30 protein-coding genes and 1 pseudogene are annotated in these 27,000 nt (G+C 59.9%); 23 read left to right on the top strand and 8 right to left on the bottom strand.

Translation table 11 applies throughout. The features are described 5' to 3' along the window. Positions 1 to 121: 121 nt before the first annotated feature. The 4 genes from AC1DVE_RS28955 to AC1DVE_RS28940 all read right to left on the bottom strand — a co-directional run bounded on the left by AC1DVE_RS28955 (position 122) and on the right by AC1DVE_RS28940 (position 1,857). On the bottom strand, positions 122 to 427 hold the full coding sequence (locus AC1DVE_RS28955; RefSeq protein ID WP_223458233.1) for a hypothetical protein: 306 nt from the start codon (positions 425 to 427) through the stop codon (positions 122 to 124). A gap of 75 nt (positions 428 to 502) precedes the next feature. After that, a complete protein-coding gene (locus AC1DVE_RS28950) occupies positions 503 to 733 on the bottom strand; it encodes a hypothetical protein (RefSeq protein ID WP_223458235.1) in 231 nt (76 codons plus the stop codon). 150 nt (positions 734 to 883) lie between these two features. After that, a complete protein-coding gene (locus AC1DVE_RS28945) occupies positions 884 to 1,276 on the bottom strand; it encodes a hypothetical protein (protein WP_223458237.1) in 393 nt (130 codons plus the stop codon). 338 nt (positions 1,277 to 1,614) lie between these two features. Then, positions 1,615 to 1,857: a hypothetical protein gene (locus tag AC1DVE_RS28940; protein WP_223458239.1), complete on the bottom strand. Its 243-nt coding sequence runs from the start codon at positions 1,855 to 1,857 to the stop codon at positions 1,615 to 1,617. 87 nt (positions 1,858 to 1,944) lie between these two features. On the opposite strand from AC1DVE_RS28940, the gene AC1DVE_RS28935 reads away from it, so the two are divergent. The 3 genes from AC1DVE_RS28935 to AC1DVE_RS28925 all read left to right on the top strand — a co-directional run bounded on the left by AC1DVE_RS28935 (position 1,945) and on the right by AC1DVE_RS28925 (position 3,211). Then, positions 1,945 to 2,259, top strand: a complete 315-nt coding sequence (locus AC1DVE_RS28935) for a hypothetical protein (RefSeq protein WP_223458241.1) — start codon at positions 1,945 to 1,947, stop codon at positions 2,257 to 2,259. A gap of 95 nt (positions 2,260 to 2,354) precedes the next feature. Further along, positions 2,355 to 2,711, top strand: a complete 357-nt coding sequence (locus tag AC1DVE_RS28930) for a hypothetical protein (RefSeq protein WP_223458243.1) — start codon at positions 2,355 to 2,357, stop codon at positions 2,709 to 2,711. Between the two features lie 53 nt (positions 2,712 to 2,764). Next, positions 2,765 to 3,211 carry a hypothetical protein gene (locus tag AC1DVE_RS28925; RefSeq protein ID WP_477784379.1) on the top strand — a complete coding sequence of 149 codons (447 nt, stop codon included), beginning with the start codon at positions 2,765 to 2,767 and terminating at the stop codon, positions 3,209 to 3,211. A 67-nt stretch (positions 3,212 to 3,278) separates the two neighbouring features. On the opposite strand, the gene AC1DVE_RS28920 is transcribed toward AC1DVE_RS28925, so the two are convergent. After that, the gene (locus tag AC1DVE_RS28920; protein WP_223458247.1) at positions 3,279 to 3,455 is read right to left on the bottom strand and encodes a hypothetical protein; all 177 of its coding nucleotides are present in this window, start codon (positions 3,453 to 3,455) and stop codon (positions 3,279 to 3,281) included. 110 nt (positions 3,456 to 3,565) lie between these two features. Between AC1DVE_RS28920 and AC1DVE_RS28915 the strand changes: the two genes are divergently transcribed. The 4 genes and pseudogenes from AC1DVE_RS28915 (at position 3,566) to AC1DVE_RS28900 (ending at position 6,335) form a co-directional block, all read left to right on the top strand. Next, entirely contained in the window at positions 3,566 to 3,955 is a 390-nt protein-coding gene (locus AC1DVE_RS28915; RefSeq protein ID WP_223458249.1) for a hypothetical protein, read from the top strand. Between the two features lie 227 nt (positions 3,956 to 4,182). Next, entirely contained in the window at positions 4,183 to 4,929 is a 747-nt protein-coding gene (locus tag AC1DVE_RS28910) for a metallophosphoesterase (RefSeq protein ID WP_223458250.1), read from the top strand. After that, a pseudogene (locus AC1DVE_RS28905) lies at positions 4,847 to 5,272 on the top strand (Arm DNA-binding domain-containing protein); the annotation flags it as partial. The gene AC1DVE_RS28910 and the pseudogene AC1DVE_RS28905, both read left to right, overlap by 83 nt. 85 nt (positions 5,273 to 5,357) lie before the next feature. After that, complete coding sequence (locus AC1DVE_RS28900) at positions 5,358 to 6,335, top strand: tyrosine-type recombinase/integrase (protein WP_477784378.1); 978 nt, start codon at positions 5,358 to 5,360, stop codon at positions 6,333 to 6,335. On the opposite strand, the gene katG is transcribed toward AC1DVE_RS28900, so the two are convergent. After that, positions 6,274 to 8,469: a catalase/peroxidase HPI gene (gene katG, locus AC1DVE_RS28895; RefSeq protein ID WP_223458254.1), complete on the bottom strand. Its 2,196-nt coding sequence runs from the start codon at positions 8,467 to 8,469 to the stop codon at positions 6,274 to 6,276. The genes AC1DVE_RS28900 and katG overlap by 62 nt on opposite strands. 310 nt (positions 8,470 to 8,779) lie before the next feature. Here katG and AC1DVE_RS28890 point away from each other — a divergent pair, with 310 nt between their 5' ends. Then, on the top strand, positions 8,780 to 8,986 hold the full coding sequence (locus tag AC1DVE_RS28890) for a hypothetical protein (protein WP_223458256.1): 207 nt from the start codon (positions 8,780 to 8,782) through the stop codon (positions 8,984 to 8,986). A gap of 60 nt (positions 8,987 to 9,046) precedes the next feature. Here AC1DVE_RS28890 and AC1DVE_RS28885 read toward each other — a convergent pair whose 3' ends face one another. Continuing rightward, a complete protein-coding gene (locus AC1DVE_RS28885) occupies positions 9,047 to 9,244 on the bottom strand; it encodes a YbdD/YjiX family protein (RefSeq protein WP_007976534.1) in 198 nt (65 codons plus the stop codon). Between the two features lie 2 nt (positions 9,245 to 9,246). After that, complete coding sequence (locus tag AC1DVE_RS28880) at positions 9,247 to 11,304, bottom strand: carbon starvation CstA family protein (protein ID WP_223458258.1); 2,058 nt, start codon at positions 11,302 to 11,304, stop codon at positions 9,247 to 9,249. 311 nt (positions 11,305 to 11,615) lie between these two features. Here AC1DVE_RS28880 and AC1DVE_RS28875 point away from each other — a divergent pair, with 311 nt between their 5' ends. The 15 genes from AC1DVE_RS28875 (at position 11,616) to AC1DVE_RS28805 (ending at position 26,148) form a co-directional block, all read left to right on the top strand. After that, entirely contained in the window at positions 11,616 to 12,980 is a 1,365-nt protein-coding gene (locus AC1DVE_RS28875; RefSeq protein ID WP_223543604.1) for a cache domain-containing protein, read from the top strand. Positions 12,981 to 13,012: 32 nt separating this feature from the next. Next, entirely contained in the window at positions 13,013 to 13,645 is a 633-nt protein-coding gene (locus AC1DVE_RS28870) for a response regulator (RefSeq protein ID WP_223458262.1), read from the top strand. Between the two features lie 202 nt (positions 13,646 to 13,847). Continuing rightward, positions 13,848 to 14,111: a YtcA family lipoprotein gene (locus AC1DVE_RS28865; RefSeq protein ID WP_223458264.1), complete on the top strand. Its 264-nt coding sequence runs from the start codon at positions 13,848 to 13,850 to the stop codon at positions 14,109 to 14,111. 15 nt (positions 14,112 to 14,126) lie between these two features. Next, a complete protein-coding gene (gene mdtN / locus AC1DVE_RS28860) occupies positions 14,127 to 15,179 on the top strand; it encodes a multidrug transporter subunit MdtN (RefSeq protein WP_477784377.1) in 1,053 nt (350 codons plus the stop codon). Then, the gene (locus AC1DVE_RS28855) at positions 15,176 to 17,233 is read left to right on the top strand and encodes an FUSC family protein (protein WP_223543602.1); all 2,058 of its coding nucleotides are present in this window, start codon (positions 15,176 to 15,178) and stop codon (positions 17,231 to 17,233) included. The genes mdtN and AC1DVE_RS28855 overlap by 4 nt, the downstream gene beginning before the upstream one ends. Beyond that, the gene (locus AC1DVE_RS28850; RefSeq protein WP_477784376.1) at positions 17,230 to 18,720 is read left to right on the top strand and encodes an efflux transporter outer membrane subunit; all 1,491 of its coding nucleotides are present in this window, start codon (positions 17,230 to 17,232) and stop codon (positions 18,718 to 18,720) included. The genes AC1DVE_RS28855 and AC1DVE_RS28850 overlap by 4 nt, the downstream gene beginning before the upstream one ends. Positions 18,721 to 18,798: 78 nt before the next feature. Then, positions 18,799 to 19,161: a hypothetical protein gene (locus AC1DVE_RS28845; RefSeq protein WP_477784375.1), complete on the top strand. Its 363-nt coding sequence runs from the start codon at positions 18,799 to 18,801 to the stop codon at positions 19,159 to 19,161. Positions 19,162 to 19,348: 187 nt separating this feature from the next. Next, positions 19,349 to 19,939 carry an amino acid synthesis family protein gene (locus AC1DVE_RS28840; RefSeq protein ID WP_007978708.1) on the top strand — a complete coding sequence of 197 codons (591 nt, stop codon included), beginning with the start codon at positions 19,349 to 19,351 and terminating at the stop codon, positions 19,937 to 19,939. Positions 19,940 to 19,983: 44 nt separating this feature from the next. Continuing rightward, complete coding sequence (locus tag AC1DVE_RS28835; RefSeq protein WP_223543600.1) at positions 19,984 to 20,817, top strand: alpha/beta fold hydrolase; 834 nt, start codon at positions 19,984 to 19,986, stop codon at positions 20,815 to 20,817. Further along, positions 20,814 to 22,295, top strand: coding sequence for an aldehyde dehydrogenase (locus tag AC1DVE_RS28830; RefSeq protein WP_056723954.1), 1,482 nt, complete (start codon positions 20,814 to 20,816; stop codon positions 22,293 to 22,295). Before AC1DVE_RS28835 ends, AC1DVE_RS28830 begins: the two co-directional genes overlap by 4 nt. Before the next feature lie 12 nt (positions 22,296 to 22,307). Next, complete coding sequence (locus tag AC1DVE_RS28825) at positions 22,308 to 22,793, top strand: flavin reductase family protein (RefSeq protein WP_223458278.1); 486 nt, start codon at positions 22,308 to 22,310, stop codon at positions 22,791 to 22,793. Positions 22,794 to 22,882: 89 nt separating this feature from the next. Beyond that, positions 22,883 to 24,334, top strand: a complete 1,452-nt coding sequence (locus tag AC1DVE_RS28820) for an NAD-dependent succinate-semialdehyde dehydrogenase (RefSeq protein WP_477784374.1) — start codon at positions 22,883 to 22,885, stop codon at positions 24,332 to 24,334. 18 nt (positions 24,335 to 24,352) lie between these two features. Continuing rightward, positions 24,353 to 24,742: a carboxymuconolactone decarboxylase family protein gene (locus AC1DVE_RS28815; protein WP_007991919.1), complete on the top strand. Its 390-nt coding sequence runs from the start codon at positions 24,353 to 24,355 to the stop codon at positions 24,740 to 24,742. An 88-nt stretch (positions 24,743 to 24,830) separates the two neighbouring features. Then, positions 24,831 to 25,583, top strand: a complete 753-nt coding sequence (locus AC1DVE_RS28810) for a GntR family transcriptional regulator (protein ID WP_015095667.1) — start codon at positions 24,831 to 24,833, stop codon at positions 25,581 to 25,583. 1 nt (position 25,584) lies between these two features. Beyond that, positions 25,585 to 26,148 carry an NUDIX hydrolase gene (locus AC1DVE_RS28805; protein WP_223453488.1) on the top strand — a complete coding sequence of 188 codons (564 nt, stop codon included), beginning with the start codon at positions 25,585 to 25,587 and terminating at the stop codon, positions 26,146 to 26,148. Positions 26,149 to 27,000: the final 852 nt, after the last annotated feature.

The following is a 27,000-nucleotide window of genomic DNA, read 5'->3' as shown; positions in this document are numbered from 1 at the left end:
TGAGGCGGAAGTCAGCGACCAAACTTTCGTGGATGGACTACTCGCCTGAATCCACGGCAGCTGCCTGACCCGCCCTCACCTATTGCACTGAACGCATCGGCAGACGGGTAGTTGTCACGATTTAAAATCTTGGTAGGTCGCTGATCATTCTGCCTGGATTAGCACGTTCTTCGGTTACGGTCACCTCACCACTTGGCAAGTGACATTCCAGAAGCTTTCCACCTGACACCGTCCCGATGCCCGCTTCGAATGTCATCTCAACAACGTCGCCATCGCGAATAGCCGCAATGATGTCTTCCATCGAAGCTATGTGTGGTTTTTCAAGAAATCTTCCTCTGCTGACGCTGGGGTCAACCTTTGCCCACATGAAGAGCTCTATTTCAGCGGCATCGTTGATTCGAACGGCTGAAACCACATAATGCGCCATAGACTCACCTTGAAGAATCTACCTTCTCGATCTGTTCAAACCTCAGCATAACTCCTCACCTATTGAGCTACGAGCTCAGCCATTGCCTCGGTCGTACCAGCTGTTAGCCAACTCTACGGGGATCGTTACCGTCTTCGCCTTATTGAGTTTTTGACAAGTTGCAGAAGCTTTTTCTATCTCATTACCAAAGTAAGCCAACCAATCGCCGCTCGCCTGTTGATCTAGCTGGCACAGGTAGGTTCCCACCTCACCCTCAGTCAAGCCTGAAACCTCTGCAATCAACTTATTGCTTGGTTTTTTGACCATTTTTTCCTCCTTGATCCAGCAACATGCCCGGTCATCAACCAATAGCCCACTTCAACGAATCACGCCAGCCGGCGGCAACTCAAAGCCTGCCCGTACGGATGATCAAGCGAATCACGGCGGTGATCAGGTTCAGCCATTCGGTCAGTCGTTTCATGGGTAGAGTTCCGGCTTGATTGATAGCCAAAACATGAAGGTGCCCACCGTTCCGTGCTGAAACACTACATCGCACGCTCGCTCAGGGCCAAGCCATCCCATACAGGTGATCACCGCGCAAAGGCGGATCACAGCAGTAATCAAATTTATCCACTCGGCAAGTCGTTTCATGCGGTAGCGCTCCGGTTCGATTGATACCGGAATCATCGGGACGCATAGCACATGCCCCATGGTCATGCGATCCACACCTGCGATAACCAACCTCCCTTCAACTCCCCCGCCCGGGCATGCCCCGGCATAGGACGCCCCATGCCCACAAAAAACAGACTCGCCCTGAAGCGCCCGCGTGCCGAGCAGGTCAATCAGGTGATCCAGATCATTGCCAACCACGGCCACCGGCTCTTTTACAACGAAGGGCGCCAGGCTTGGAGTGCTAATCGAAGAACGCCTCGACAGGTAGGCGATTAACTAATCCCCCGTTGCCCAGACAACGTTCTCACTATTAATCACAGGACAGCGTCCAGGATTAATTTCACGTTCTCGATGAAGTAGGATACGGATCTGCTCGGCATCAAAAGCACGATTACTCGTTTCGCTCATTATGTTGGCGGAAACACTGAAGTGCCCGCACGTTGGGCACACAAGCTCAACTCCATCCATTCCGGACTCAATCACTTGTGCGTCTTTCGAACAGTTCAAGCACCTCATGTACCACTCCTAAGCCTCTGTCAGATCCCGCGGCTAAGTAATTTGACGGCCAACTCAATACCGCGCCGCCGAGCATCGCCAAATGTCTTCCAGATGCCTGACTCCTCGCCAAGCCTTACAAAACTTTCTCCGTCCTTGAGCCAAACAGTGAGGCTCAGCGGCGCCGAATTGGATGCTTCGCCCCACATGAAGTCGATCTTTGCTTGTTTCCCATTTGGATGCACGTAATCAACGGGATATGGCCTTTCGACTACTAAGTACATTTCGAGCTCCCAGAGATCCGACTACGAGTCTGAACGTCAACCAATACACCTCTTCCTAGAATCACGCTACCCTAGCGAGGTATCCCCATGCCCACAGAAAGCCAGCCGGAAGATCCGTTTGGGCCGAACGGCCGTACCTTCCACATTCACCTGAGCGTGCGAGGCGCGCTGCGGGACTTCAGCAAGCACCAGCTCAAAGGCATGTTCCACTTTGAGGGCGGGCGCGAGTGCACCGCTGAAAGGGCGAAGGATCATCTGCTTGAGGCTCTGGCCCAGGGTAAAGAGGTTCTGCCTTTCGGGCCGCCGTGCGAGGGTTTCGATTTCTCCGGCGGCGGCTGCCCCGGCCACGACAATCCGCCAGAACCGGTTGTGGATACCCATGATCTGGTATCGATGGAGTGACCATCGGCCTCACCCTTTGTCGCAAGTCGATTGACTGAAAAGGACTATTGGAGCCGAGTAATCAGCTGGCTAAGCCTGATCAGAAGAGAAACACCATGTCGAAAATAACGGTGATATCCGGTGACTTCCTGGCAGGAGATGCTGATTTTCAATCTGGACTGTTCACCCTAAAATCCGCAGTAAAACCCTCCCTCGAATTAAAGATACCTATTTCAAAAATAGAGATCTTAGAAACAGCAACCGAGGAAGTTGTTAATAAGAAAGGAAGCGCAATTCGATGGAGTCTGGCTGGGGCATTGCTTTTAGGTCCGGTTGGGTTAGTTGCAGGCTGGTTGCTATGTGATAAAGAAAGGGAAATAACCTTCTATGCAAAACTCAAGGATGGCCGTTGCCTTCTTGCCATAACTGATATCGACACTTACTCAAAAATCTCTGCCAATCCCCATAAGTAACACGTAACCCTCTCCTCCTTCAAAGTCAGCCGCTATAGCGGCAAGGAATCGCTATGCCTGAAGAAATGAAGAAGGCTTGGCCAGAACACTACCGCTACATCGACACCATTGGGCCAGATGGTCTTGAGGTGCACTGCATAACCTATCAGGTGATCGGCGAAACCGCGCAGTGCTACTACATCGGTGACAAGCATACCTGCGACTTGGTCAACGGCCCGCAATACGGCTGGACTGCGGAGGCCGTGAAGAAGCGCCGTAAGCGCGTTCTGAAGGAAGGCGGCATCTGGGGCCGTCGCTTCGCCTACACCGACAAGGCACTGGCGCTGCGCTCGTACAAGGCGCGTAAGTCTTGGCAGATGCGACATGCGCAATTATCGATGGAGAGGGCCAAGGCGGCTATTGGGTATTTCGGCAACCTTGAAGTTGAAAACACGATTCCTGTCGAGGCCGTAACTATCCCGAACGAATACATTCAGGGCTTGGGCTGGGGGGATTACTGATGCCAATCCTCGCCCTCGCCTACATGGCCCGACTCAAATACACGGGACCATGGCAAAGCCAAAAGGCTCACCTTTGACGCAGCAGCAACCCGATCAACATGAAGGCGAGCCCAGTAATTAAAAAGGCAGGAGCTACGCCCATCAATGCCCCTTCGCTGGTCAGATCTGGAAAACCAAAATAGTAGCCGAAAATCGTAATTGGAATACCGCAGATGAACATCGGATCTCGAGACGCATTCCGCATTGCTCCCCTCCTCTTTAAGGCCACGATTTATTAAAGCACAACACCTACCGGTGAAAAGCAGTAACTCCCTCCCCCTTCAAAGTCAGCCGCTATAGCGGCAAGGACGACCAATGCCTGAAGAAATGACGCAGGATGCCGCGGCAGCTGATCGCGCGCTGCTTATCCTCGCGGCCAAAGCCGGCCGCATCGAAATCGAACTGTGCACCTGCCGAGATACGAAGTGGCCTTATCGCCTGGCCGGAAAGTCTGGTGTCCGCGCTCACTGGAACCCCCTCATCAACGACGGCGATGCCCTTCGACTGGCCGTCGTCATGGGCCGCATGGAGCGGTTGGGCGTGGCTATTCATATCGTTGAGCCATACGACGGTGATACCGGCCCTTACACATACGTGGATGCCGAGAGGTTCGGTGAGCACACCAGGTATCACCACGACGATCCGTTCGCAGCGACGCGCCGCGCAATCGTAGTGGCTGCTGCTGAAATCGGGAGACGGTCATGATCCTCATCCCAATAGCAGCGCCGCTCTACATGCTCTGGCTCATCTACAAGGGGCCGCGCCGGTAAGGGTTCACCTCACCAGTCACTTCAGTAGGGGAGCTGTGTAACGCAACTGGCGAGGCGAACCGCTAAACTTTAGATCACCCATTCAGCTCGCCTGACGCCCCTCATCTGATTTCCACAAACCACCTACCAGCCTGCCGATGAACGGCAGGGGGAGGACTTCGCATGCTCGTTGTGATCGAGGTGCCGCGCGTGAAGCGCTTCGCCGCAAACACTGCTGGTCGGGATTTCGCGGTCGGCGACATTCACGGGCACTTCACCCGACTGCAGACTGCGCTAGACAAAGTCTGCTTTGAACCGTCAGTAGACCGACTGTTCAGCGTCGGAGATCTGATTGACCGAGGCCCTGAATCTCTGGACGTCGATGAATGGCTTTTACGCAAGCCTTGGTTTCATGCAGTGCGCGGCAATCATGAGCAGATGGCCATCGATTCGCACGCCGCTGGCCGCGTCAGCGATGAATGCAGCATGCACTTCATCAACGGTGGAGATTGGTTCTATGGGCTCTCCAGCATTGAGCAGGACTGCTACACGAGCATTCTTCGAGACTTACCGCTAGTGATCGAGGTCGAGACGGCGCATGGCCTGATAGGCATCGTGCACGCCGATGTACCTCGGGGCAGCTGGGGAGAAATGATCTCTGCACTATCCGGATCGGAATTCGAAGCGGATCACGTAGCCGCAATGCTCCTGTGGTCGCGCAGGCGGATCACTGAAGAAAACCAATCAGGCGTAGATGGTGTTCGGGCGGTGATCGTGGGTCACACGCCTCTGAGTCAGCCTGTCGTACTCGGGAACGTGTATCACATCGACACTGCCGGTTGGAAGCATGGCCACTTCACGCTGCTGGATCTCGCCACCCTGCAATGCAACCCGCCAATCAATCCCGAACTCAGTTTTGACTGGGATTAACCACCCTCTGCCGCCACGCGCGGCATGGAGCATCGCACATGGTCAGATACAAGACCGTAGAGCAGTTCTCTCGGGAGTCGGGCTATACACCCGATGCCATCAGAACCAAAATCCGCGACGGCAAATGGCCGAAGCATCTTGTTTGGCGGAAAGCGCCAGACGGCAGAATTTTAATAGACGTAGAAGGATATTACTCATGGGTCGAGATGGGGGAGGCGTCCGCGCCGCATCTGCAAGTAGTATCGAAATCACTTTCCAATACCAGGGCGTCAGGTGTCGTGAGCGCGTCGCGCTCAAGCCCACCACCGCTAACCTGAAAAAGGCTGAGCAGCACAAGGCAGCAATTGAGTATTCGATTGCGAACGGTACTTTCGATTACGCCGCAACGTTCCCAAAGTCGAAGCGCGCCGGCGCGTTCAGGCGCACCGATGCTAGACAGACCATTGGGGGATTACCTGACGGAATGGCTGGAGAGGAAAACTCCGACTCTCAAATCAAGCACGGTCGCATTCTACGAAACGACCATCCGCGCAATCCTCAAGCCGATGTTCGGCGATCTGCCTCTGAATGAGCTGTCTAAAAAGATCATCAGAGAAAAGATGTCGACCTATCAGGTGGTCAACAAGACTCTGACGAATGTTCAAAGCTGCTTTCGCTCTGCACTTAACGACGCAGTTGAGGATGAAATCTTGGAGAGCAATCCGCTCTCTGGGTGGGCCTACAAGAATCGTGAACAGCTCAAGGAGGAAGATGACGTTGACCCTTTCACTCGCGAAGAGCAACTAGCAATATTGGCAGCAGCCAGGGGCGAAACGTGGCCGCAACTGCAGTTCTCTTTCTGGACAGGTCTACAACCTAGCGAACTGATCGCCTTGGAATGGGGGGATATCGATTGGATCTCGGGGGAGATAAGGATCGTCAGGGCCAAGACGCGGGCTGCAAAAGAGCCAGAATCCACCAAGACGTTAGCTGGGAGGCGCACCGTGAAGTTGCTAGCTCTGGCAAGAGAGGCGTTGCTCAAGCAGAAGGAATTGACTTTCCTCGCCGGCGGCAGGGTGTTTCTCAATACAATCACCGGAGAGCCCTGGAAGCATGCCGGATACATCTACCGGGTAATCTGGATGCCGGCGATGAAGAAGTCGGGGGTTAGGTGGCGGCGACCCTACCAGAGTCGCCACACCTATGCCTCCATGATGCTATCTGCTGGCGAGAATCCAATGTGGGTAGCCAAGCAACTGGGCCACAAAGACTGGACCATGATCGCCAAGGTTTATGGTCGCTGGATGCCTTCAGCAGTCATTGGAGCCGGCAGTCGCGCCGGCTCCAACGTTACGACAACCTCTCCTATTTCAGGTCAAAGCGATCCAGGTTCATCACTTTGGTCCACGCAGCGACAAAGTCCTTGACGAATTTCTGCTGCGCATCGGCGCAGGCATAGAATTCGGCCAAGGCGCGCAACTGCGCATTGGAACCAAAGACCAGGTCAACCCGGGTACCCGTCCACTTCACTGCACCGGTTTTGCGATCGCGCCCTTCATACTCTTGCTGGGCATCCGATACCGGCTTCCACTCCACGCCCATATCCAGCAGGTTGGTGAAGAAGTCGTTGGTCAAGGCTTCCGGACGTGTGGTGAACACACCTTGTCTGCTCTGGCCGACATTGGTGTTCAACACGCGCAAGCCGCCCAGTAACACCGTCATTTCCGGCGCGCTGAGCGTCAGCAGTTGCGCCTTGTCGATCAGCAATTTTTCGGCCGGCACACGGTACTGTTGCTTCAGGTAATTACGGAAGCCGTCGGCAATCGGTTCAAGGAATCCGAAGGAGTCGACATCGGTCTGTTCCTGGCTGGCGTCCATGCGCCCTGGGGTGAACGGCACCGTCACGCTATGACCGGCATTTTTCGCCGCCTGTTCCACGCCCACGCCACCGGCGAGCACGATCAGGTCGGCCAGGGAGATTTTCTTGCCGCCACTGTTGAACTCGCCCTGGATGCTTTCAAGTTTCGCCAGCACCGTCGCCAATTGCGCCGGCTGGTTGGCCTGCCAGGACTTCTGTGGCGCCAAGCGCAAGCGCCCACCGTTGGCACCGCCGCGTTTATCGGAGCCACGGAACGTCGACGCTGCCGCCCAGGCTGTAGATACAAGCTGCGAGACTGACAGCCCCGAGGCCGCAATTTTGCCCTTGAGCGCGGCGACATCGCTGTCGCTGACCAGCGGATGATCGACGGCAGGGATCGGGTCTTGCCACAGCAGCTCTTCGTTCGGCATTTCCGGGCCGAGGTAGCGTGAGAGCGGCCCCATGTCACGGTGAATCAGCTTGTACCAGGCACGGGCGAAGGCGTCGGCCAACTGGTCTGGATTGGCCAGGAAGCGCCGCGAAATCGGCTCATAGATCGGGTCGAAGCGTAGCGACAGGTCCGTGGTCAGCATGGTCGGATCACGCCGTCTGGACGGATCATGGGCATCCGGAATGGTGCCGGCGCCAGCGCCGCTTTTCGGTTTCCACTGGTTTGCCCCCGCCGGGCTCTTGGTCAGTTCCCATTCGTAACCGAACAGGTTCTCCAGGTAGTTGTTGCTCCACTGGGTTGGCGTGGTCGTCCAGGTCACTTCCAGGCCGCTGGAGATGGTGTCGCCACCTTTACCGGTACCGAACGTGCTCTTCCAGCCCAGGCCCTGCAGTTCGAGGCCGGCGCCTTCGGGCTCAGGTCCGACATGGTCGACAGTACCGGCACCGTGGGTTTTGCCGAAGGCGTGACCGCCCGCGATCAGGGCGACGGTTTCCTCGTCATTCATGGCCATGCGCGCAAAGGTTTCACGGATGTCCTTCCCGGCGGCGACCGGATCAGAGTTGCCTTCAGGGCCTTCGGGGTTTACGTAGATCAGGCCCATCTGCACGGCTGCGAGGGGGGTTTCCAGATTGCGCTCTGCGGGAGCTTGCCCGGCATCTTTGCCATAACGCACGTCGCCACCCAGCCACGTGCTTTCCGAACCCCAATAGACATCTTCGTCCGGTTCCCAGACATCCGGGCGGCCACCGGAAAAACCAAAGGTCTTGAAGCCCATGGAATCCAGCGCAACGTTGCCGGCGAGGACGATCAGGTCAGCCCAGGAGATTTTGTTGCCGTACTTTTGCTTGATCGGCCAGAGCAGCCGACGGGCCTTGTCGAGGCTGACGTTGTCGGGCCAGCTGTTGAGCGGTGCAAAGCGTTGCTGGCCGGAACCGGCGCCGCCCCGGCCGTCACCGGTGCGATAGGTGCCTGCGGCGTGCCAGGACATGCGGATAAAGAAAGGCCCATAGTGACCGAAGTCCGCTGGCCACCAGTCCTGGGAATCGGTCATCAGCGCAGTCAGGTCTTTTTTCAGCGCCTGGAAGTCCAGGCTCTTGAAGGCTTCGGCGTAGTTGAAGTCGCCCCCCAACGGGTCAGACTTGGGCGAGTGTTGACTCAAGATCTTCAGGTTCAGTTGGTTCGGCCACCAGTCGCGGTTCGTCGTGCCACCGCCAGCGGCGTTATTGAACGGGCATTTCGATTCAGTTGACATGGCATCTCCTCTTGATTTTGTTTTCAGCTAACCATCCTTAAGCGTGGATCCGGATCACCGATTGAAGAAATAGCTTTTCGGTATGGGATCCATAGCCTTAAGGCTATGACGGCCCAGTGATCAGTCGCTCCAGAACATCCATTAAAGTACCGGTCCGGGAAACTGTCGCTTCATCTGGGGGAGATAGCTGATAAACAGTTCAAATCAGCAAGGAAATGCAAGATCATGAACACCTGCCACAATGGATAGGTAGCATTTGCTGCAAGGACGCTGGCGATCGTAAGAATTGTTTGCCGCGAGAGGTTTCGCCATGCTCCTCAAAGCCATTGTCATCTGGTCATTGCTGTCGATCATCGTCGCCGCCGTGTTCTGTCGCCTGATGCATAACGCCAAGGTCGCTGACCGGGCGCTCAAGATCGCCAGGCCGGATCATGAGACTCATGAACGAAACGTTGGCAATGCGTCCATGCCCCGGGACAAAAGTGGCAGCGACGATTCGGATTACCACGCGGTCTGAACCATTCAAGGCGTTCCCGCACTCAATAAAAAACCGGCCATTTGGCCGGTTTTTTGTCACTCAACAGCACTTCGGTCCGGCTTTACTGCCGTAACGGGCCTCCTGGCGTTCGCGGAAGAACGCCTCGTAGTCCATCACCGGTTTGTCCGGGTGTTTGGTCTGCATATGCTCGACGTAGTTGTCGTAGTCGGGCATGCCGACCATCAGGCGTGCGGCCTGACCGAGGTATTTACCCAGGCGACTCAAGTCATTGAACATGATCAGGCATCCGGCAGCGCGTGGAATGGCGCTTCCTTATCCGTACGTTCCTTGGTGCCCCAGGCGGCAATACCGACCTTGAGCGCGAAGAACAGGATGCTGAACACCACGAACAGGAACAGCGCAGTCAGCGTCGCGTTGGTGTAGGCGTTGAAGATCACGTGCTGCATCTGGTCGATGGTCTTGGCCGGGGCCAGCACCTGACCGTTGGCCAGGGCATCGCTGTATTTCTTCGCCAAGGCGAGGAAGCCGATCGCCGGGTTGGCATCGAACAGCTTGATGAAACCTGCGGTGGTGGTGCAGATCAGCAACCAGACCGCCGGCAGCAAGGTGACCCAGACATAACGCTGGCGTTTCATCTTGATCAGCACCACGGTGCTGAGCATCAGCGCGATACCGGCCAGCATCTGGTTGGAGATACCGAACAACGGCCACAAGGTGTTGATGCCGCCCAGCGGATCGATCACGCCCTGGTACAGCAGATACCCCCACATGGCCACGCAACCGGCGGTAGCGATCAGGTTAGCGGTCCAGGATTCGGTGCGACGCAGGGCCGGTACGAACGAGCCGAGCAGGTCCTGGAGCATGAAGCGCCCGGCACGGGTACCGGCGTCGACTGCCGTCAGGATGAACAGTGCTTCGAACAGGATCGCGAAGTGGTACCAGAACGCCATGGTGTTTTCACCCGGCAGGACGTGGTGCAGGATCTGTGCGATACCGACCGCCAGGGTCGGCGCACCGCCGGCACGGGCCAGAATGGTGGTTTCACCAATGTCGTGGGCCACCGCTTGCAATGCTTCCGGGGTAATCGCAAAACCCCAGCTGCTGACGGTTTGCGCAACGGCCACCGCATCGGCGCCAACCACGGCCGCCGGGCTGTTCATGGCGAAATACACGCCCGGATCGATCACCGACGCGGCGACCATGGCCATGATCGCTACAAACGATTCCATCAGCATGCCGCCGTAACCGATGTAACGGGCATGCCCTTCACTGGCGAGCAGCTTCGGCGTGGTGCCGGAAGCGATCAGCGCATGGAAACCCGACACCGCGCCACAGGCGATGGTAATGAACAGGAACGGGAACAGACCGCCCTTCCACACCGGGCCAGTGCCGTCGATGAACTGGGTCAGGGCCGGCATTTTCAGCTCGGGCATGGTCACCAGGATGCCGATGGCCAGGGCGACGATGGTGCCGATTTTCAGGAAGGTGGAGAGGTAGTCACGGGGCGCCAGGATCAGCCACACCGGCAACACGGCTGCGACAAAACCGTAACCGATCAGCATCCAGGTGATCTGAAGACCGGTAAAGGTAAAGGCCTTGGCCCACACCGGGTCAGCGGCAATCTGCCCGCCCAGCCAGATCGAACCGAGCAGCAACAGCACGCCGATCACCGAGATTTCACCGATACGGCCCGGGCGGATGTAGCGCATGTAGATGCCCATGAACATCGCGATCGGGATGGTCGCCATCACCGTGAAAATGCCCCACGGGCTCTCGGCCAGGGCTTTCACGACGATCAGCGCCAGCACCGCGAGGATGATGATCATGATCAGGAAGCAGCCGAACAGCGCGATGGTCCCGGGAATGCGGCCCATTTCCTCACGGACCATATCGCCCAGAGAGCGGCCGTTGCGGCGGGTGGACATGAACAGGACCATGAAGTCCTGCACCGCACCGGCCAGCACCACGCCGGCAATCAGCCACAGCGTGCCGGGCAAGTAGCCCATCTGCGCCGCCAAGACCGGACCAACCAGAGGCCCCGCGCCGGCGATGGCGGCGAAGTGGTGACCGAAGAGTACGTGTTTGTTGGTCGGTACGTAGTCCAGACCATCGTTATTGAGCACAGCCGGAGTGGCCCGATTGGGATCGAGCTGCATCACTTTATTGGCGATGAACAGGCTGTAGTAGCGGTAGGCAACAAGGTAGATGGCGACGGCTGCGACTACGATCCACAGGGCGTTGATCGCTTCGCCGCGGCGCAGGGCCACGACACTCAGCGCAATCGCTCCCAGGACAGCCACGGCAAACCAGGCGAGGTGTTTAGCCAGACGGGGCATAGCGTGTCTCCTGCCGACAGCCAGTGACTGCGGCGGTAATTTTTATAATTGTGTCCGCGGTGCGGAGCTGGCCCAATATCTGCGCATGCCGTCCACAAATAAATCCGCGTTACTACGTACGTGGTGTCTACGTAGTTCTACGTAGATGAGCCGTTCCGACCCTGAATTCCACCGGTCACTCCGTCCAGCAACGCTACTCGGCCAGCTTGTCTTTGGCCTATGATGCCGACCTTCGCCTGATGCCAGAAACCTGTAGGAGCGAGCTTGCTCCTACAGGCCTTCGTTTCCCATCAGTTCGGGCAGGAGTCAACATGCAGCTCAAACACAAGATCGTCGCCCTCGGGATTCTGCCGCTGGTGCTGGCCATTGCCGTCATCTGCGCGCTGGTGATTTCCCTCAACCGTCAATTGGGCGATCAACAGGCGCAGTTGATCGAAGACAGCATTCTGGCGAGCAAGCGCGCGGAACTTAAAAACTACGTGGAAATGGCCCAGAGCCTGATCGCGCCCCTGTACGACGACGGCCACGGCGACGCCCACGCCCAGCAACAAGTGCTGGAAGAACTGCGCAAGCTCAGCTTCGGCATCAACGGCTACTTCTTCGTCTACGACCACGAAGGCCGCAGCCTGATGCATGCGCGCCAGTCGGAACTGGTGGGCCAATACCTGTGGGACATGAAAGACCCCCACGGCCTGCCGGTGATCCAGGCGCTGCTCAAAAGCGCGCAATCGGGTGAAGGTTTTCAACGCTACGCCTGGAACAAACCCTCCTCCGGCCAGGTGACCGACAAGCTCGCCTACGTGGTGATGCTCGATCGCTGGGGCTGGATGCTCGGCACCGGCATCTACCTCGAAGACGTCGAGCGCGCCACCCAACAAGCCCGTGCCGAAGTGGCCATGGGCATCCGCAAGACCATGATGGCGATTGCCGTGGTCGCCCTGGTCGCGGTGCTGTTCGTGTTCGCCACCGGCATGACCCTCAATGTCAGCGAACATCGGCTGGCGGACAAGAAACTGCAGCGCCTGACCCAGCGCATTGTCAGCCTGCAGGAGGAAGAACGATCCCGAGTGTCCCGTGAACTGCACGACGGCATCAGTCAGGTGCTGGTCTCGATCAAGTTTCAGTTCGAACTGGCCAGCCATCTGCTGGAACGCGGACAAGCCCACGACAAGGGCTTGAACACGCTGAAAGAAGCCACCGAACGCCTGGGCGATGCCATCGGCGAAGTCCGCAGTCTCTCCCATGACCTGCGCTCATCCTTGCTCGACACCCTCGGCCTGCCGGCGGCCATCGGCCAATTGGCCGCGGAATTCGAACAGCGCAGCGGGCTGACCGTGACCTATGACGAAAATGAATTCGACTGCCAGCTGGTCGACGGCGCGGCTGTTTCGCTGTTTCGCATCGTCCAGGAAGGCCTGACCAATATCGAACGCCATGCGCAGGCGAAGAACGTGTCCATTACCCTGCGCGGTTGCGACGAATCCGTGCGGCTGACGGTGGTCGATGACGGCATCGGTTTCAACGTCGCCCAGGTCGAACGTCGTCAGGCCGGCATTGGTTTGCGTAACATCCGCGAACGCGTCGAACATTTTGGCGGGCGCTTCGATTTGATCTCGATGCCGGGCAGAAGTGAGCTGGACGTACGGCTGCCAATGAAACCTGACGCAAAACCCTGAGCCGGCGCAAAACTACAAGAGTGAATACTGCGATGAACCTGCCCTCCCCGATCCGCGTCGCCCTGGTCGACGATCACTCCCTGGTCCGCGACGGCATCAAGGCGCTGCTGGCTGTGATGTCGCCCCTGGAAATGGTCGGCGAAGCGGAAAACGGCGCCGAGGCCATCGAGATGGTCGGACGCTGCCAACCCGACCTGTTGCTGGTCGACATCAGCCTGCCGGACATGAACGGCCTGGAGCTGACCCGCGTGCTGCGCAGCCAGTACCCGTCGCTCAAGGTGCTGGTGCTGAGCATGTACGACAATTACGAATACGTCAGTGAATCGGTGCGCTCCGGCGCCAGCGGCTACGTGCTGAAGAACGCCCCGTCACGGGAAATCATCGCCGCCATCGAAGCCATCAGCAGCGGCGGAACCTTCTACAGCGCCGAAATCGCCCAACGGCTGATCGCCGACAGGAACACCGACAACGAACTGACCCCGAGGGAAAGCCAGGTGCTGTCGAAGATGGCGCAAGGCTTGAACAACAAGGAAATGGCGCGGGAGTTGGACATCAGCGTGCGCACGGTGGAGACCCATCGCCTGAGCATCCGCCGCAAACTCAACATTGACAAACCCGCAGCGCTGGTCAAATACGCCATTGATCACGGGATTATTTCGCGGTGATGGGCGAACCAATAACAGCCGTGCTCACACGGCCGATTTGAATCCGTTGAGCGAAGCAGCTACTAGTATCCACTCCAGATCCGGTAAACCGCTTGGGATCCTCTGCCCATCCGAGGCGACTGGCCAAAAATTAACTACATTTCACGAGGCCAATGTAGGTAGCATCGGCCAATTGCCGCTTTGCAATGGGGTGGAAGCTCAAATGAGCCGTGAACACAACGTGTTGGCACTGTTGCTGATTGTTCCGCTATCGGGCTGCTCCAATGCCCCTTCGATTCCAGTTCTGGGGGCCTACTTCCCCGATTGGCTGTTCTGCATTCTCGCCGGCATGCTGCTGGCCTTTGTGCTTCAGGCACTGCTTGCACGGTCAGGTTACGCAGCCTGGCTGGTGCCGTCAGTTCTGACCTATCCGGTTTTGACCGCGTTGTTGTCGATGAGCACCTGGCTGCTGTTTTTCCAGAATTGACCGGGGACTTGCATCATGAGCGAATCCGCTGTGAACAAACTGCCCCGACGCTTGATCGTTCTCGTATTGCTCGGGTTGACGCTGGTGATGCTGCTGTGGGTGGTCTGGCGGTTGGACACCACCCCACGTACCGATGATGCCTACGTGTATGCCGACACCATAAACGTCACCCCCGAAGTGAGCGGCAGCATCGAAGAACTGGCCGTGCGCGAGAACCAGCAGGTGAAACAGGGAGACGTACTCCTGCGCATCGACGTGCGGGTGTATCAGGACGTGCTGGACCAGGCTCAGGCCTCACTGCAAGCGCTGAACAAGGAAATCATTCTGAGCCAGCGTCAGGTTGATGCCCAACAATTCAACTCCGAAGCGGTGACAGCCAGTGTCGAACGCGCCAAGGCTGCCGCCGCGCAGAGTGCCGACACGCTGCGGCGCATGGAGCCCTTGCTCAAGCCTGGTTATGTCTCCGCGGAACAGGTGGATCAGGCCCGCACCGCCGCCAAGAGCGCTCGTGCCGAATTGAATGCGGCGCTGTTACAGGCCAAACAGGCTGCCGCGGCTGTCAGCGGGGTCGATGCACTGGTGAGCAAGCGCGCAGTGATACAAGCGGAGATAGCCCGCGCCGAGCTGGACCTGGAACACAGCGTGGTGCGCGCGCCCTTCGACGGGCTCATCGTCGGTTTAACCACCTCCAACGGCCAGTTCGCTGCCGCCGGTCACCCCCTCTTCAGCCTGATCGACACGCGTCGCTGGTACGTGGTGGCGAACTTCCGCGAAACCGAACTGGACAAGATCCGCAATGGCAGCCGCAGCACCCTCTACCTGATGGGCAACAGCGGCCGCACCTTCAGCGGTACCGTCGATTCCATTGGTTTCGGCGTGTTCCCGGATGACGGCGGCGCCCAGGCCGCAGGGCTGCCGAAGGTCGCGCGGACCATCAACTGGGTGCGGGTGGCACAGCGTTTTCCGGTACGCATCCGCGTCGATAAACCCGATCCGAACCTGTTCCGCATCGGCGCATCGGCTGTAGCCTTGATCCATGCGGGTCAAGATGGGGACTCGCCGCAATGAGTGCTGCGCTCACCTGGGAGCGACGCTTCTGGCGCTTCCTTGACGCAGAGCTTTCGCCCTTTCCAGGACGTGGCAACGCACTGTTGCGTAACGTGCTGGCCTGCGCGCTGGTGATCATCCTCTCCATGAGCCTGGAAGTGCCGCTGCTGGCGCTGTCGCTGATCCTGGTGTTTTTCGTCAGCCAAAGTAACCTGGTGCTGACGCGCATGGCCGGCATCCTGTTCATGGTCAGCGCGACCATCGCCATCGGCATCGCCATCCTCCTGCTCAAGTTCACCTACGGCTACCCATTGCTGCGCATCCTCTGCGCGAGCGCGGTGTTCCTCGTCAGTGTGTTCGCCATGCGCGCAACACGCCTCGGCCCGCTGTTTTTCGTGGTGGCCATCGTCACCATTTACGTGCAGAGCCTGGTGGACCTCACTGCACAACCGGAACTGCTGTTGCGTGGTTGCCTATGGGTGTGGATGGCAGTGGTCTACCCGACCCTGGTGACCTTGCTGGTGAACACCGTGTTGTTGCCCAAAGAGCCCCAGCGGCAATTGCGCGAAACGATGCGCAGGCAACTGGCACAGGTCGATGCGCGCCTGGCCGCGCTGGGTGAAGGGCAAATGGAAACGGCGCGGATCAGCGCGGTGGAAGTCCAGCAAGGGGTGCTCAGCCTGCACAAACTCCTGAAGTTCGCCAGCATGCGCGCCCCCGTGAAGGAAACCCGGGAGATCGAACAACTGGCGTTGATCACCTGTGTTTCTCGTTTGTATGCGGCAGCTGCCGCGCTGAAGTCCAATGGCGACGACAGCGAGGCCCTTGTGGCGTTGCGCCAGGATTGCGCGGCCCTGGCCGCAGCCATCGACGCCGATAACCTGTCGCAACCGCCAGTACTGAGCAGTGAAGCCTTGCAACGGTTACTGGCCCCCCCGGCACTGGAAGAAATGCGCGACGCCTTGCGCGCCTTGGCCACAGCCGAACATGCCACGCCCTCCGGTGCTCCGACCGCCAAGGAACCCTTGCTCGTACGCGATGCTTTCAGCAACCCCAATTACCTGCGCTTCGCCTTCAAGACCTGGCTGGCCACGCTGATCTGCTACGTGTTCTACAACGGCGTGGACTGGCCGGGCATCCACACAGTGATGCTGACCTGCGTCATCATCGCCTTGCCCAGCCTCGGCGCCTCGACCCAAAAGGGCTTGCTGCGGATCGGCGGCTGTCTGATGGGCAGCGCGCTGGCGCTGCTGTGTCTCGTTTTCGTTGTTCCGCACATCGAGACGCTGGTCGGCCTGCTGGCGATGAGCCTGCCGGTAATCGCCCTCGGCGCATGGGTCGCCGCGGGCTCCGAGCGCATCAGCTATGCCGGTCTGCAGATCATGTTTTGTTTCGCGCTGGCCCTGCTCGAACAGTTTGGTCCGAGCATCGACCTCACGGAAGTCCGCGACCGGTTGGTGGGCATCCTGATCGGCGTGCTGGTCAGCACTCTGGTGCACGGCGTGCTTTGGCCAGAAAGCGAAGGCGACAGCCTGCGCCGACGCCTGGCGGATGCCCTGCACGAGATCGCCGCGCTGTTGCGCTCACCGGTATTGGAACCGGGAGACCCATCTGACCGCCTGCACGGGCAGAGCCTGCGCAGTTGGCGCCAGCTCGCCGAGTGCGAGGCCATGCTTGCGCGGGTAGCCCTGGAGCCCGGCTGGCATCAGGGCGAGCACGAGGAGCTGACGCTGTTCACCCAGACGCTGCTCGCCAAGGCGCGGGAGGTCCTCCTGCTGACTGACCAATTGCAGCGCAATCGGGTAGTGCTCGAAGCACAGCTCCCGGTGTTAACGCAGCGCTGGCTGGACGAGCAGCAACAGGAAATGAGTGACTGGCTGGAGCAATATGCCCTGCACCTGCAAACCCAGGGCACAGCGTTTGAGGCCTTGCCTGCGCAAGACGTTACGATGGCGGGAGTTGGCGTGAACGCCGAAGCCCTGCTGCATGACCTGCGAACGTTGCACCACCTGCTGGATTCGCTACCGGACTGGCAACGCTATGAGCAGGGTGCCCTCTCGGAGCCGAGCCCATGAACAGACACGCTCATTGTGCATGGCTGCTCGGCCTGTGCCTGTTACTGGGTGGCTGTGCACTGATCCGCGAAGAAGGCAGCCTGGCACCGCAACGGGACCCGGCTGAGCTACGTCTGGCTGACGACCTGCACCTGGCCCGCGAGGGTTGGCCCGAGTCGAGCTGGTGGAGGCGCTACGAAGATCCGCAACTGAACCAACTGATTGACATGGCCTTCGCCCAGGCCCCCGGCATCGCGATCGCCCGCAGCCATATCGACCAGGCTCGGGCCCAGGCCGACACTGTGAAATCCTTGACGGGCGTGCAAGTCCAGTTGATCGCACTGGTCAACCGCCAACACGTCTCCGCCAACGGCTTCCTCGGACCCTTCGCCCAGAATGAGCCCGCCCTCGGGCTCACCGGCCCTTGGTACACCGAGGGTGTGGTGGGTCTCGGCGGAGCCTACCAACTGGATATCTGGGGACGCCAACGAGCCCAGGTCGACGCCGCCCTGGGGGTTCACAATGCGCGTCAGGCTGAAGAGGCCTGGGTCGAACTGGAGGTCTCGAGCAATGTGGCCATGCTGTATTTCCAGATCCAGACCGCACAGCAGCTACTCGACGACTTGCAACACATGTCGGCCATCACTGCCGAGGTGGTGGCCGCGCACCAGGCACGCATCGAACGTGGTCTGGAGTCGCAGCCGCTGAAACAGCAGGCATTGAGCAACCAGGCACTGATCGATCGCCAGGTTGTCTCCCTGCGCAGCCAGGTATGGCAACTGCGCGAGGCCATGCGCGCATTGCTCGGCGTGGGGGCCGACGTCACCTTGCCGCTGGCACCGCGCACGTTACCGGAGCACGTTTATGGAGTGCCCGATAGCCTGGGTTACGAACTGTTGGCCAGGCGACCTGACCTGCAGGCCTTGCGATGGCTGGTGCAGGCATCCTATTCGAACATCGACGCGGCCAAGGCGGCCTTCTACCCCAGCTTCGATATCAAAGCCTTTTACGGTGCCGACGCCCTGCACATGGGCGATTTGTGGGCCCATGGCAGCCGGCAGGTCAACCTCATACCGGGGCTGACCCTGCCGATCTTCGACGGCGGCCGCCTCAATGCCGAATTGGCCACCGCCCGAAGCTTGAGCAATGGCCTGGTGTATCAGTACAACCAGGCCGTACTCGACGCCGTACGCGATGTCGCCGTGGCCGGCAGCAAGCAGCAGGGGTTGGAGACGCAGGAGCAGCTGCAGCAATCACGCATCGGCAATATGCGCTTCAATCGCGACAGTGCCACGGCGCATTATCAGCGTGGCCTGCTGGACAGGGTTACAGCGCTTGAGTCGAACCTGCCACTGTTGGCTGAGCATAGCGGCCTTGCCTTGTTGCAGGGGCAGCGGCTGGAAAGCGAGATTGCCCTGATCAAGGCGCTGGGAGGTGGGTATCACTCCAGCAACACCGTTGCAGCGCTTCCCGCGACATCCATTGACTACGTCGATAGTCACCATTGATTCAATGAAGTTCTCTTAAAAAATCTCCGGCGTAACATCTGCTCCATACCCACCCAATAAGACCCGGAGCACACCATCATGAAACGCCAAACCATCCTCAGTATCGCTTTCTCGGTTTTTGCAGTGAACGCTTTTGCCGCTACTTCTGCTCAGCCTGTAGTCGCTGAAGGCGGCTCGGATCGTCTGATTGAAAGCCGTGTGGCCGAGGGTGGTTCCGACCGTCTGATCGAAAATCGTGTAGCGGCTGATGGTTCTGATCACCTGAACGGCAACCGCGTTGCCGCTGACGGCTCCGATCACCTGAACGGCAACCGCGTTGCCGCTGACCGCTCCGATCACCTGAATGGCAACCGCGTTGCCGCTGACGGCTCCGATCACCTGAATGGCAATCGCGTCGCCGAAGGTGGTTCCGATCACCTGATCCAGAACCGCACTGCCTGAATGCTTGGCTTGACTACAGTACCCAACGAAAAACCCGGCCTCATCAGCCGGGTTTTTTTTTGAGTTTTTTTGCCCCCCCCTCCCTTTTCATCGCCATCCGACCAGAAACTCATCCGAGGGGCTTGCGTCATCGGTATTATGGTATACCATCAGACGCACAGACACCCAAACCTCTACGGAGCAGCTCATGAGTTTCGAAATCCGCAAGATCGTCAGCTATGTCGAAGAAACCTTTATTGAAGGCGGCAAAGCCACCGATAAGCCCGTGACCATGGTCGGTCTGGCCGTGGTGATGAAAAACCCCTGGCTGGGCAACGGTTTCGTCGAAGACCTGAAACCACAGATCCGCGCCAACTGCTCCGACCTCGGTGCACTGATGGTCGAGCGCCTGGTGGGCATCATTGGCGGTGCCGAGAAAATCGAGGCTTACGGCAAGGCTGCGGTGGTCGGCGCCGACGGCGAAATCGAACACGCTTCAGCGGTGATCCACACCCTGCGCTTCGGCAACCATTACCGCGAAGCGGTCAAGGCCAAGAGCTACCTGAGCTTCACCAACAAGCGCGGCGGCCCGGGCACCTCGATCCAGATCCCGATGATGCACAAGGACGACGAAGGCCTGCGTTCACACTACATCACCCTGGAAATGCAGATCGAAGACGCACCCCGTGCCGACGAGATCGTCGTGGTCCTGGGTTGCGCCGACGGCGGCCGCCTGCACCCGCGCATCGGCAACCGCTACATCGACCTGGAAGAACTGGCCGCCGAAAAAGCCCAGTAACCGCCCAGCAGAACGACAACAAGAAGGCATTGCAGGAGCGCTCCATGATTCGGCTCACCGCTGAACTCACCCCGGCTGGCACCAGTTACCTGGCGACCGGCCAAGGCCAGCCCGTGGTCTTGATCCACGGCGTGGGCCTGAACAAAGAAATGTGGGGCGGCCAGATCGTTGGCCTGGCCACGAAGTACCGCGTCATCGCCTACGACATGCTCGGCCATGGCGCCAGCCCGCGCCCGGAAAGCGGCACGCCGCTGCTCGGCTATGCCGACCAGTTGCTGGAGCTGCTCGACCACCTGCAATTGCCCAAGGCAACGGTGATCGGCTTTTCCATGGGCGGGCTGGTGGCGCGGGCGTTTGCCCTGCATTACCCGCAACGCCTGCAGAGCCTGGTGGTGCTCAACAGTGTGTTCAACCGCAGCGCCGAGCAGCGCGCCGGCGTGATCGCCCGCACCGCTCAGGCGGCTGAGCATGGCCCGGATGCCAACGCCGAAGCGGCGCTGTCGCGCTGGTTCAGCCGCGAATACCAGGCGGCGAACCCGGCGCAGATCGCCGCGCTGCGCCAGACCCTGGCCGGCAACGATCCGCAGGGTTACCTGACCACTTACGAACTGTTCGCCACCCAGGACATGTATCGCGCCGACGACCTGGCCAGCATCCAGGTACCGACGCTGATCGCCACCGGCGAGCTGGACCCCGGCTCGACCCCGGAAATGGCCAGACAACTGGCCGAACGCATTCCCGGTGCGACCGTTGCCGTGCTCGCCGAGCAACGGCATATGATGCCCGTAGAGTCGCCGCGCCTGGTCAACCAGCTGTTGCTGGAGTTTCTGCAGACCGCGCACTCCAAACAAAACCAGATCAAGGGGATCGTTGCATGACACTCGCACGCTTCCAGATGTGCATCGGCGGTGAATGGGTCGATGCCCTGTCCGGCAAGACCTTCGAAAGCCTCAACCCGGCGCTGGCCGAACCCTGGGCCGAATTGCCCGACGCCGACGAAGCCGACGTCGAACGCGCCGTGCAGGCGGCGCAGACGGCTTTCGACAGCCCGGCATGGCGCGGTCTGACCGCCACCGCTCGCGGCAAATTGCTGCGACGCCTGGGTGACCTGATCGCCGAGAACAAGGAACAACTGGCGCAGCTGGAAAGCCGCGACAACGGCAAGCTGATTCGCGAAACCCGTGGCCAGGTTGGCTATCTGCCGGAGTTCTTCCACTACACCGCAGGCCTGGCGGACAAGCTCGAAGGCGGTACCCTGCCGCTGGACAAGCCGGACCTGTTTGCCTACACCGTGCACGAAGCCATGGGCGTGGTCGCCGCGATCATTCCGTGGAACAGCCCGCTGTACCTAACCGCGATCAAACTCGCTCCGGCACTCGCGGCGGGCAACACCATCGTGATCAAGCCGTCGGAACACGCTTCGGCGACCATCCTCGAACTGGCACGCCTGGCGCTGGAAGCCGGGATTCCGCCAGGGGTGGTCAACGTTGTCACCGGTTATGGCCCGAGCACCGGCGCCGCCCTCACCCGCCATCCGCTGATCCGCAAGATCGCCTTCACCGGCGGCGCGGCCACGGCGCGGCATGTGGTGCGCAGCAGCGCGGAGAACTTCGCCAAGTTGTCGCTGGAACTGGGGGGGAAATCGCCGAACATCATCTTCGCCGACGCCGACCTCGACAGCGCGATCAACGGCGCCATCGCCGGGATCTATGCCGCCTCCGGGCAGAGCTGCGTCTCCGGTTCGCGCTTGCTGGTGCAGGACGAAATCTACGACGAGTTCGTCGGCCGTCTGGTGGAACGCGCCCAGCGCATCCGCATTGGCAACCCGCAGGACGACAGCAGCGAAATGGGCCCGATGGCCACCGCGCAGCAACTGGCCGTGGTCGAAGGCCTGGTGGCCGATGCCATCGCCGAAGGCGCACGCCTGCGCCTTGGCGGCAAGCGTCCGGAGAATCTGGGCGACGGCTGGTTCTACGAACCGACGCTGTTCGAGTGCGACCGCAACTCGATGAAGATCATGCAGGAAGAAGTCTTTGGCCCGGTGGCCTCGGTCATCCGTTTCAAGGACGAAGCCGAAGCCCTGGCGATCGCCAACGACTCGCAGTTCGGCCTCGCCGCCGGCATCTGGACCCGAGATTTGGGCCGTGCCCATCGCCTGGCCCGGGACGTGCGTTCGGGGATCATCTGGGTCAACACCTACCGCGCCGTCTCGGCCATGGCGCCGATCGGCGGCTTCAAGAACAGTGGCTATGGACGCGAAAGCGGCATCGATTCGGTGCTGGCCTACACCGAGCTGAAAACGGTGTGGATCAACCTGTCCCAGGCGCCGATGCCTGATCCCTTCGTGATGCGCTAGGAGTCCTGGAAAATGATCGAACCCGGCATTTACAAAGACGTGATGAGCTCGTTCCCGTCCGGTGTCACGGTGGTCACCACCCTGGACCCGGACGGCGGCATCGTCGGCATCACCGCCAGCGCCTTCAGTGCGCTGTCGATCGACCCGGCACTGGTGCTGTTCTGCCCCAACTACGGCTCCGACACCTACCCGGTGCTGCGCGACAGCAAGCAGTTTGCGATTCATCTGCTGTCCGCCGACCAGACCGCCGAAGCCTATGCCTTCGCCGGTAAAGGCAAGGACAAGGCCAAAGGCATCGAGTGGCACCTGAGCGAACTGGGCAACCCGATCCTGGCCAAGGCCACGGCGATCATCGAGTGCGAACTGTGGCGCGAATACGACGGCGGTGATCACGCGATCATCGTCGGCGCGGTGAAGAACCTGATCCTGCCCGCGCAACCGGTCACGCCGATGATCTACCACAAAGGCAAGCTGGGCCCGCTGCCCGCCCTGGCCTGACAGCTCTACACAATCCCCCTGTGACTGACCCACCGCTTTCGCGAGCAAGCCCGCTCCCACAGGGTCCACCACTTTACTCGGGAGCCGGCATGAGCCCAGCAGCCTCGTTACTGTTCCGCCAGCAGGCCTACATCAATGGCCAATGGCTGGACGCGCCGGATGGCGCCTGTCAGGACATCTTCAACCCGGCCACCGGTGAACTCATCGGCCGGGTGCCGAACCTCGGCGCCGAACATGCGCGCCAGGCCATCGAGGCTGCCAACAAAGCCTGGCCGGCCTGGCGCACACTGACCGCCAAGGAGCGCAGCAATACGCTCAAGCGTTGGCATGCCCTGATGCTGGAAAATGCCGACGCCCTGGCAAACATCCTCACCCTCGAACAAGGCAAGCCACTGGCTGAAGCCAAGGGCGAAATCCTCTACGCCGCGAGCTTCATCGAGTGGTTCGCCGAAGAGGCCAAGCGCATCTACGGCGACACCATTCCCAGCCACAAGGGCGACGCGCGCATCGTCGTCAGCAAGGAGCCGATTGGTGTCGTCGCGGCCATCACGCCGTGGAACTTCCCGGCGGCGATGATCACCCGCAAGGCCGGCCCCGCGCTGGCGGCCGGTTGCCCGTGCATCGTCAAACCGGCCCCGGAAACGCCGTTCTCGGCACTGGCCATGGCCGCACTGGCGGAACAGGCTGGCATTCCAGCGGGCATTTTCAGCGTGATCACTGGCGATGCCATTGCCATCGGTGGTGAGCTGACTTCAAGCCCACTCGTGCGCAAACTGTCGTTCACCGGCTCCACCGGGATCGGAAAATTGCTGATGGCCCAGTGCGCGCCGACCCTGAAAAAAGTCTCGCTGGAACTGGGCGGCAACGCGCCGTTCATTGTCTTCGATGACGCCGATCTGGAGCGCGCCGTTGACGGTGCGCTGATCGCCAAATTCCGCAACGCCGGGCAGACCTGCGTCTGCGTCAATCGCTTCCTGGTGCAGGACGGCATCCACGACGCCTTTGTCGCACGCCTGGCCGAGCGGGTTTCGCAACTCAAGGTCGGCAGCGGTTTCGATGATGGCGTCACCCAAGGGCCGCTGATCAACGAGCGCGCCGTGGCCAAGGTCGAAGACCACGTGCAAGACGCGCTGGAACACGGCGCACAACTGCTGTGCGGCGGCGAACGCCATGCATTGGGCAACGGCTTCTTCCAGCCAACCGTGTTGGCGGGCGTTACCACGCAAATGAAAGTCGCCCAAGAAGAAACCTTCGGCCCGTTGGCCGCCGTGTTCCGCTTCGACACCGAGGCAAAGGCCGTCGAGATGGCCAACGACACCGAATTCGGCCTGGCCGCCTACTGCTACACCCGCGACCTGGGCCGCGCCTGGCGCATGAGCGAGGCACTGGAATACGGCATGATCGGGATCAACGAAGGGCTGATTTCCACCGAAGTCGCGCCGTTTGGCGGTATCAAATCCTCGGGGTTGGGCCGTGAAGGGTCGAAGTACGGCATCGAGGATTACCTGGAACTCAAATACACCTTGATGGGCGGCCTCTGACCCACGGGAGCTACGTAAATGAACAACGAAAAGTATGAAAAAGGCCTGAAGATCCGCACCCAGGTGCTGGGCGAAGCCTACGTCAACCGTTCCATCGAAAACGCCGACGACTTCACCCGCCCGTTGCAGGAAATGGTCACCGAATATTGTTGGGGTCATGTCTGGGGCCGTGAGGGTTTGTCGCTCAAGGAGCGCAGCATGATCAACCTGGCGATGATCTCGGCCCTCAACCGGCCCCATGAACTCAAGCTGCATGTGCGCGGCGCCTTGCGTAACGGCCTGAGTCGTGAGCAAATACGCGAAATATTGCTTCAGGTCGGCATTTATTGCGGTGTCCCCGCTGCCGTAGACAGTTTCCGGCTCGCCCGTGAAGCCTTCGCCGAAGCCGATGCCGAGGCCTCCAGTTAACCCTTGGCTGTTTGATCTGACCGGGCACCCAGATTCCCGTAATCGAAGTGCTCTTTTTGCATGGACAGCCACAATCAGAGCGGACCCCATGAAACGCCTGCCACTCGACGACAGCTTCAAGGTCAATCGCAACCCCGTTACCCTGCGCGAAATCGTGCTGGATAAACTGCGAAGCGCCATCATGAACTTCCAGCTCCTGCCGGGAGACCGTCTGGTCGAACGCGATCTGTGCGATCGCCTGGGCGTCAGCCGTACCTCCGTGCGCGAAGCCTTGCGTCACCTGGAATCCGAAGGCCTGGTGGAATTCGCCGACGCCAAGGGCCCGCGTGTCGCGATCATCACCCTGGCCGATGCCGTGGATATCTACGAGCTGCGCTGCGTACTCGAAGGGTTGATCGTGCAACTGTTCACCCTGCGCGCCAAGGCCAAGGACATCAAGGCCCTGGAAAAAGCCCTCGAAGAAAACCGCAAGGCGCTGAAAGACGGCGAACTGCAACAGGTCATCGACTCGGTGCAGGGTTTCTACGATGTGCTGCTCGAAGGCTCGGGCAACCATGTCGCGGCCACTCAGCTGCGCCAGTTGCAGGCACGCATCAGCTACCTGCGCGCGACCTCGGTGTCCCAGGAAAACCGTCGCGGCGCCAGCAACCAGGAAATGGAGCGCATGGTCGAGGCGATCAAGGGCGGCGATCCGCTGGCCGCCCACCAGGCTTGCGTCGACCACGTGCGTGCAGCCGCGGCCGTGGCCCTGGACTACCTCAAGCGCAAGCAGGAAGAAACCGGCGACATCCCGGCGATCACCCTGCCCATCGCGCTGAAAGAACCGCGCATAGGTCGCTGAAATGTTCAGCCCGAGCTTTTGCCCCAAGTGCGGCAGCGCTGATCTCGGTCAGCAGCTGCCGCCGGGCGATACGCACGAGCGCCTGATGTGCCGCGGCTGCGGCTACATCCATTACGTCAATCCGAAGATCATTGCCGGCTGCATCATCGAGCAGGACGGCAAGTACCTGTTGTGCCAACGCGCGATTCCGCCGCGCCCGGGTACCTGGACCCTGCCGGCGGGCTTCATGGAAAGCGGCGAGACCACCGAGCAGGCGGCCTTGCGCGAGGTCTGGGAAGAAAGCGGCGTGCGTGCGGAAATCGTCTCGCCCTACTCGATTTTCAGCGTGCCGCAGATCAGCGAGGTGTACATCATCTTCCGCGCCATCGCGCTGGAGATCACCGGGCAGTACGGCCCGGAAACCCTCGACTACAAGTTCTTCGCGCCTGAGGACATTCCTTGGGACAGCATCTATTATCCGGCGATCCGGCAGATTCTTGAGCGCTATATCGAGGAGCGTCAGGCTGGGGTGTATGGCATCTACATGGGCAATGACGACAGCGGGAAGATTCACTTTATTCGCTGATAGTCTTTGCTTTTGATCGTGTACATATCCGTTTCTTTGGTAACGGCCACTTGTGGCCTCTGAAGGACCCTGTGGGAGCCTGCTCGCGATGGCGGTGTAGCAGGCGGCGTGGATTTTTGAGGGTGTACATATCCGTTTTTGCGGTAACGGCCACTTAGGGTTCCGCTCTTACAGCGGGTTACTTGGAAGAGCCCCAAGTAACCAAGGGCTCTTGCCCCTGACGTTCGGTGCCTCGCCAAGGCTCGGCATGCCCTCGCTCCGGTCCTGCTCCGTGGGCCCGCCGCCATCGGCCATCCATGGCCGGCGGCGGCTAACCCGGCATCCATGCCGGGTTGCCCACTGCGCAGAACCTCCACTCGGCCTCACGAGGGGGCAAGAAGATCAAAAGCCAAAACCAAAGCAAAAGCAAAAGCGAGGCGGCCTACCGGCCGGCCTGTTTGCTGGGTTCGTTCGCCTGTGATGTACCTGGTCGACTGGCAGGCCGCCATCGCGAGCAGGCTCGCTCCTACAGGTACTCAGTACATCCGCAAGATTTCGGTCGGCTGGCAGGCCGTCATCGCGGGCAAGCCCGCTCCCACAGGGATTGGGGACATCTGCAAAAACCAGGTCGGCTGTCAGGCCGCCTTCGCAGGCAAGTCGGATCGCCGCACCGCCGTTCCCACAGAAGAGCAAAGGCAGATCGGCATACACCCACGCTCTTCACCACTCATCAGGCCGAGCGTTAGCTCGCCTGCAGCTCTTGATCTTGATCCACCCGCCCCCTCGGCAGGCTGAGTGGAGGCGTTCATCCGGGGGTGGGCGCGCAGCGCCGTTCGGCGCAGCCGAACACATCGAGAGGAGGTCGAGCGAGCG

The organism is Pseudomonas sp. P4_B4 (genome assembly GCF_056402255.1).
The sequence above is the reverse complement of the archived record's forward strand: the minus strand, read 5'-3'. Positions and strand labels throughout refer to the sequence as shown.

Bases quoted from the DNA above. Each gene is read 5' to 3' on its own strand.
- AC1DVE_RS28955 (WP_223458233.1), bottom strand. From the start codon at position 427: ATGGCGCATTATGTGGTTTCAGCCGTTCGAATCAACGATGCCGCTGAA.
- AC1DVE_RS28950 (WP_223458235.1), bottom strand. From the start codon at position 733: ATGGTCAAAAAACCAAGCAATAAGTTGATTGCAGAGGTTTCAGGCTTG.
- AC1DVE_RS28940 (WP_223458239.1), bottom strand. From the start codon at position 1,857: ATGTACTTAGTAGTCGAAAGGCCATATCCCGTTGATTACGTGCATCCA.
- AC1DVE_RS28935 (WP_223458241.1), top strand. From the start codon at position 1,945: ATGCCCACAGAAAGCCAGCCGGAAGATCCGTTTGGGCCGAACGGCCGT.
- AC1DVE_RS28930 (WP_223458243.1), top strand. From the start codon at position 2,355: ATGTCGAAAATAACGGTGATATCCGGTGACTTCCTGGCAGGAGATGCT.
- AC1DVE_RS28925 (WP_477784379.1), top strand. From the start codon at position 2,765: ATGCCTGAAGAAATGAAGAAGGCTTGGCCAGAACACTACCGCTACATC.
- AC1DVE_RS28920 (WP_223458247.1), bottom strand. From the start codon at position 3,455: ATGCGGAATGCGTCTCGAGATCCGATGTTCATCTGCGGTATTCCAATT.
- AC1DVE_RS28915 (WP_223458249.1), top strand. From the start codon at position 3,566: ATGCCTGAAGAAATGACGCAGGATGCCGCGGCAGCTGATCGCGCGCTG.
- AC1DVE_RS28910 (WP_223458250.1), top strand. From the start codon at position 4,183: ATGCTCGTTGTGATCGAGGTGCCGCGCGTGAAGCGCTTCGCCGCAAAC.
- AC1DVE_RS28900 (WP_477784378.1), top strand. From the start codon at position 5,358: ATGCTAGACAGACCATTGGGGGATTACCTGACGGAATGGCTGGAGAGG.
- katG (WP_223458254.1), bottom strand. From the start codon at position 8,469: ATGTCAACTGAATCGAAATGCCCGTTCAATAACGCCGCTGGCGGTGGC.
- AC1DVE_RS28890 (WP_223458256.1), top strand. From the start codon at position 8,780: ATGCTCCTCAAAGCCATTGTCATCTGGTCATTGCTGTCGATCATCGTC.
- AC1DVE_RS28885 (WP_007976534.1), bottom strand. From the start codon at position 9,244: ATGTTCAATGACTTGAGTCGCCTGGGTAAATACCTCGGTCAGGCCGCA.
- AC1DVE_RS28880 (WP_223458258.1), bottom strand. From the start codon at position 11,304: ATGCCCCGTCTGGCTAAACACCTCGCCTGGTTTGCCGTGGCTGTCCTG.
- AC1DVE_RS28875 (WP_223543604.1), top strand. From the start codon at position 11,616: ATGCAGCTCAAACACAAGATCGTCGCCCTCGGGATTCTGCCGCTGGTG.
- AC1DVE_RS28870 (WP_223458262.1), top strand. From the start codon at position 13,013: ATGAACCTGCCCTCCCCGATCCGCGTCGCCCTGGTCGACGATCACTCC.
- AC1DVE_RS28865 (WP_223458264.1), top strand. From the start codon at position 13,848: ATGAGCCGTGAACACAACGTGTTGGCACTGTTGCTGATTGTTCCGCTA.
- mdtN (WP_477784377.1), top strand. From the start codon at position 14,127: ATGAGCGAATCCGCTGTGAACAAACTGCCCCGACGCTTGATCGTTCTC.
- AC1DVE_RS28855 (WP_223543602.1), top strand. From the start codon at position 15,176: ATGAGTGCTGCGCTCACCTGGGAGCGACGCTTCTGGCGCTTCCTTGAC.
- AC1DVE_RS28850 (WP_477784376.1), top strand. From the start codon at position 17,230: ATGAACAGACACGCTCATTGTGCATGGCTGCTCGGCCTGTGCCTGTTA.
- AC1DVE_RS28845 (WP_477784375.1), top strand. From the start codon at position 18,799: ATGAAACGCCAAACCATCCTCAGTATCGCTTTCTCGGTTTTTGCAGTG.
- AC1DVE_RS28840 (WP_007978708.1), top strand. From the start codon at position 19,349: ATGAGTTTCGAAATCCGCAAGATCGTCAGCTATGTCGAAGAAACCTTT.
- AC1DVE_RS28835 (WP_223543600.1), top strand. From the start codon at position 19,984: ATGATTCGGCTCACCGCTGAACTCACCCCGGCTGGCACCAGTTACCTG.
- AC1DVE_RS28830 (WP_056723954.1), top strand. From the start codon at position 20,814: ATGACACTCGCACGCTTCCAGATGTGCATCGGCGGTGAATGGGTCGAT.
- AC1DVE_RS28825 (WP_223458278.1), top strand. From the start codon at position 22,308: ATGATCGAACCCGGCATTTACAAAGACGTGATGAGCTCGTTCCCGTCC.
- AC1DVE_RS28820 (WP_477784374.1), top strand. From the start codon at position 22,883: ATGAGCCCAGCAGCCTCGTTACTGTTCCGCCAGCAGGCCTACATCAAT.
- AC1DVE_RS28815 (WP_007991919.1), top strand. From the start codon at position 24,353: ATGAACAACGAAAAGTATGAAAAAGGCCTGAAGATCCGCACCCAGGTG.
- AC1DVE_RS28810 (WP_015095667.1), top strand. From the start codon at position 24,831: ATGAAACGCCTGCCACTCGACGACAGCTTCAAGGTCAATCGCAACCCC.
- AC1DVE_RS28805 (WP_223453488.1), top strand. From the start codon at position 25,585: ATGTTCAGCCCGAGCTTTTGCCCCAAGTGCGGCAGCGCTGATCTCGGT.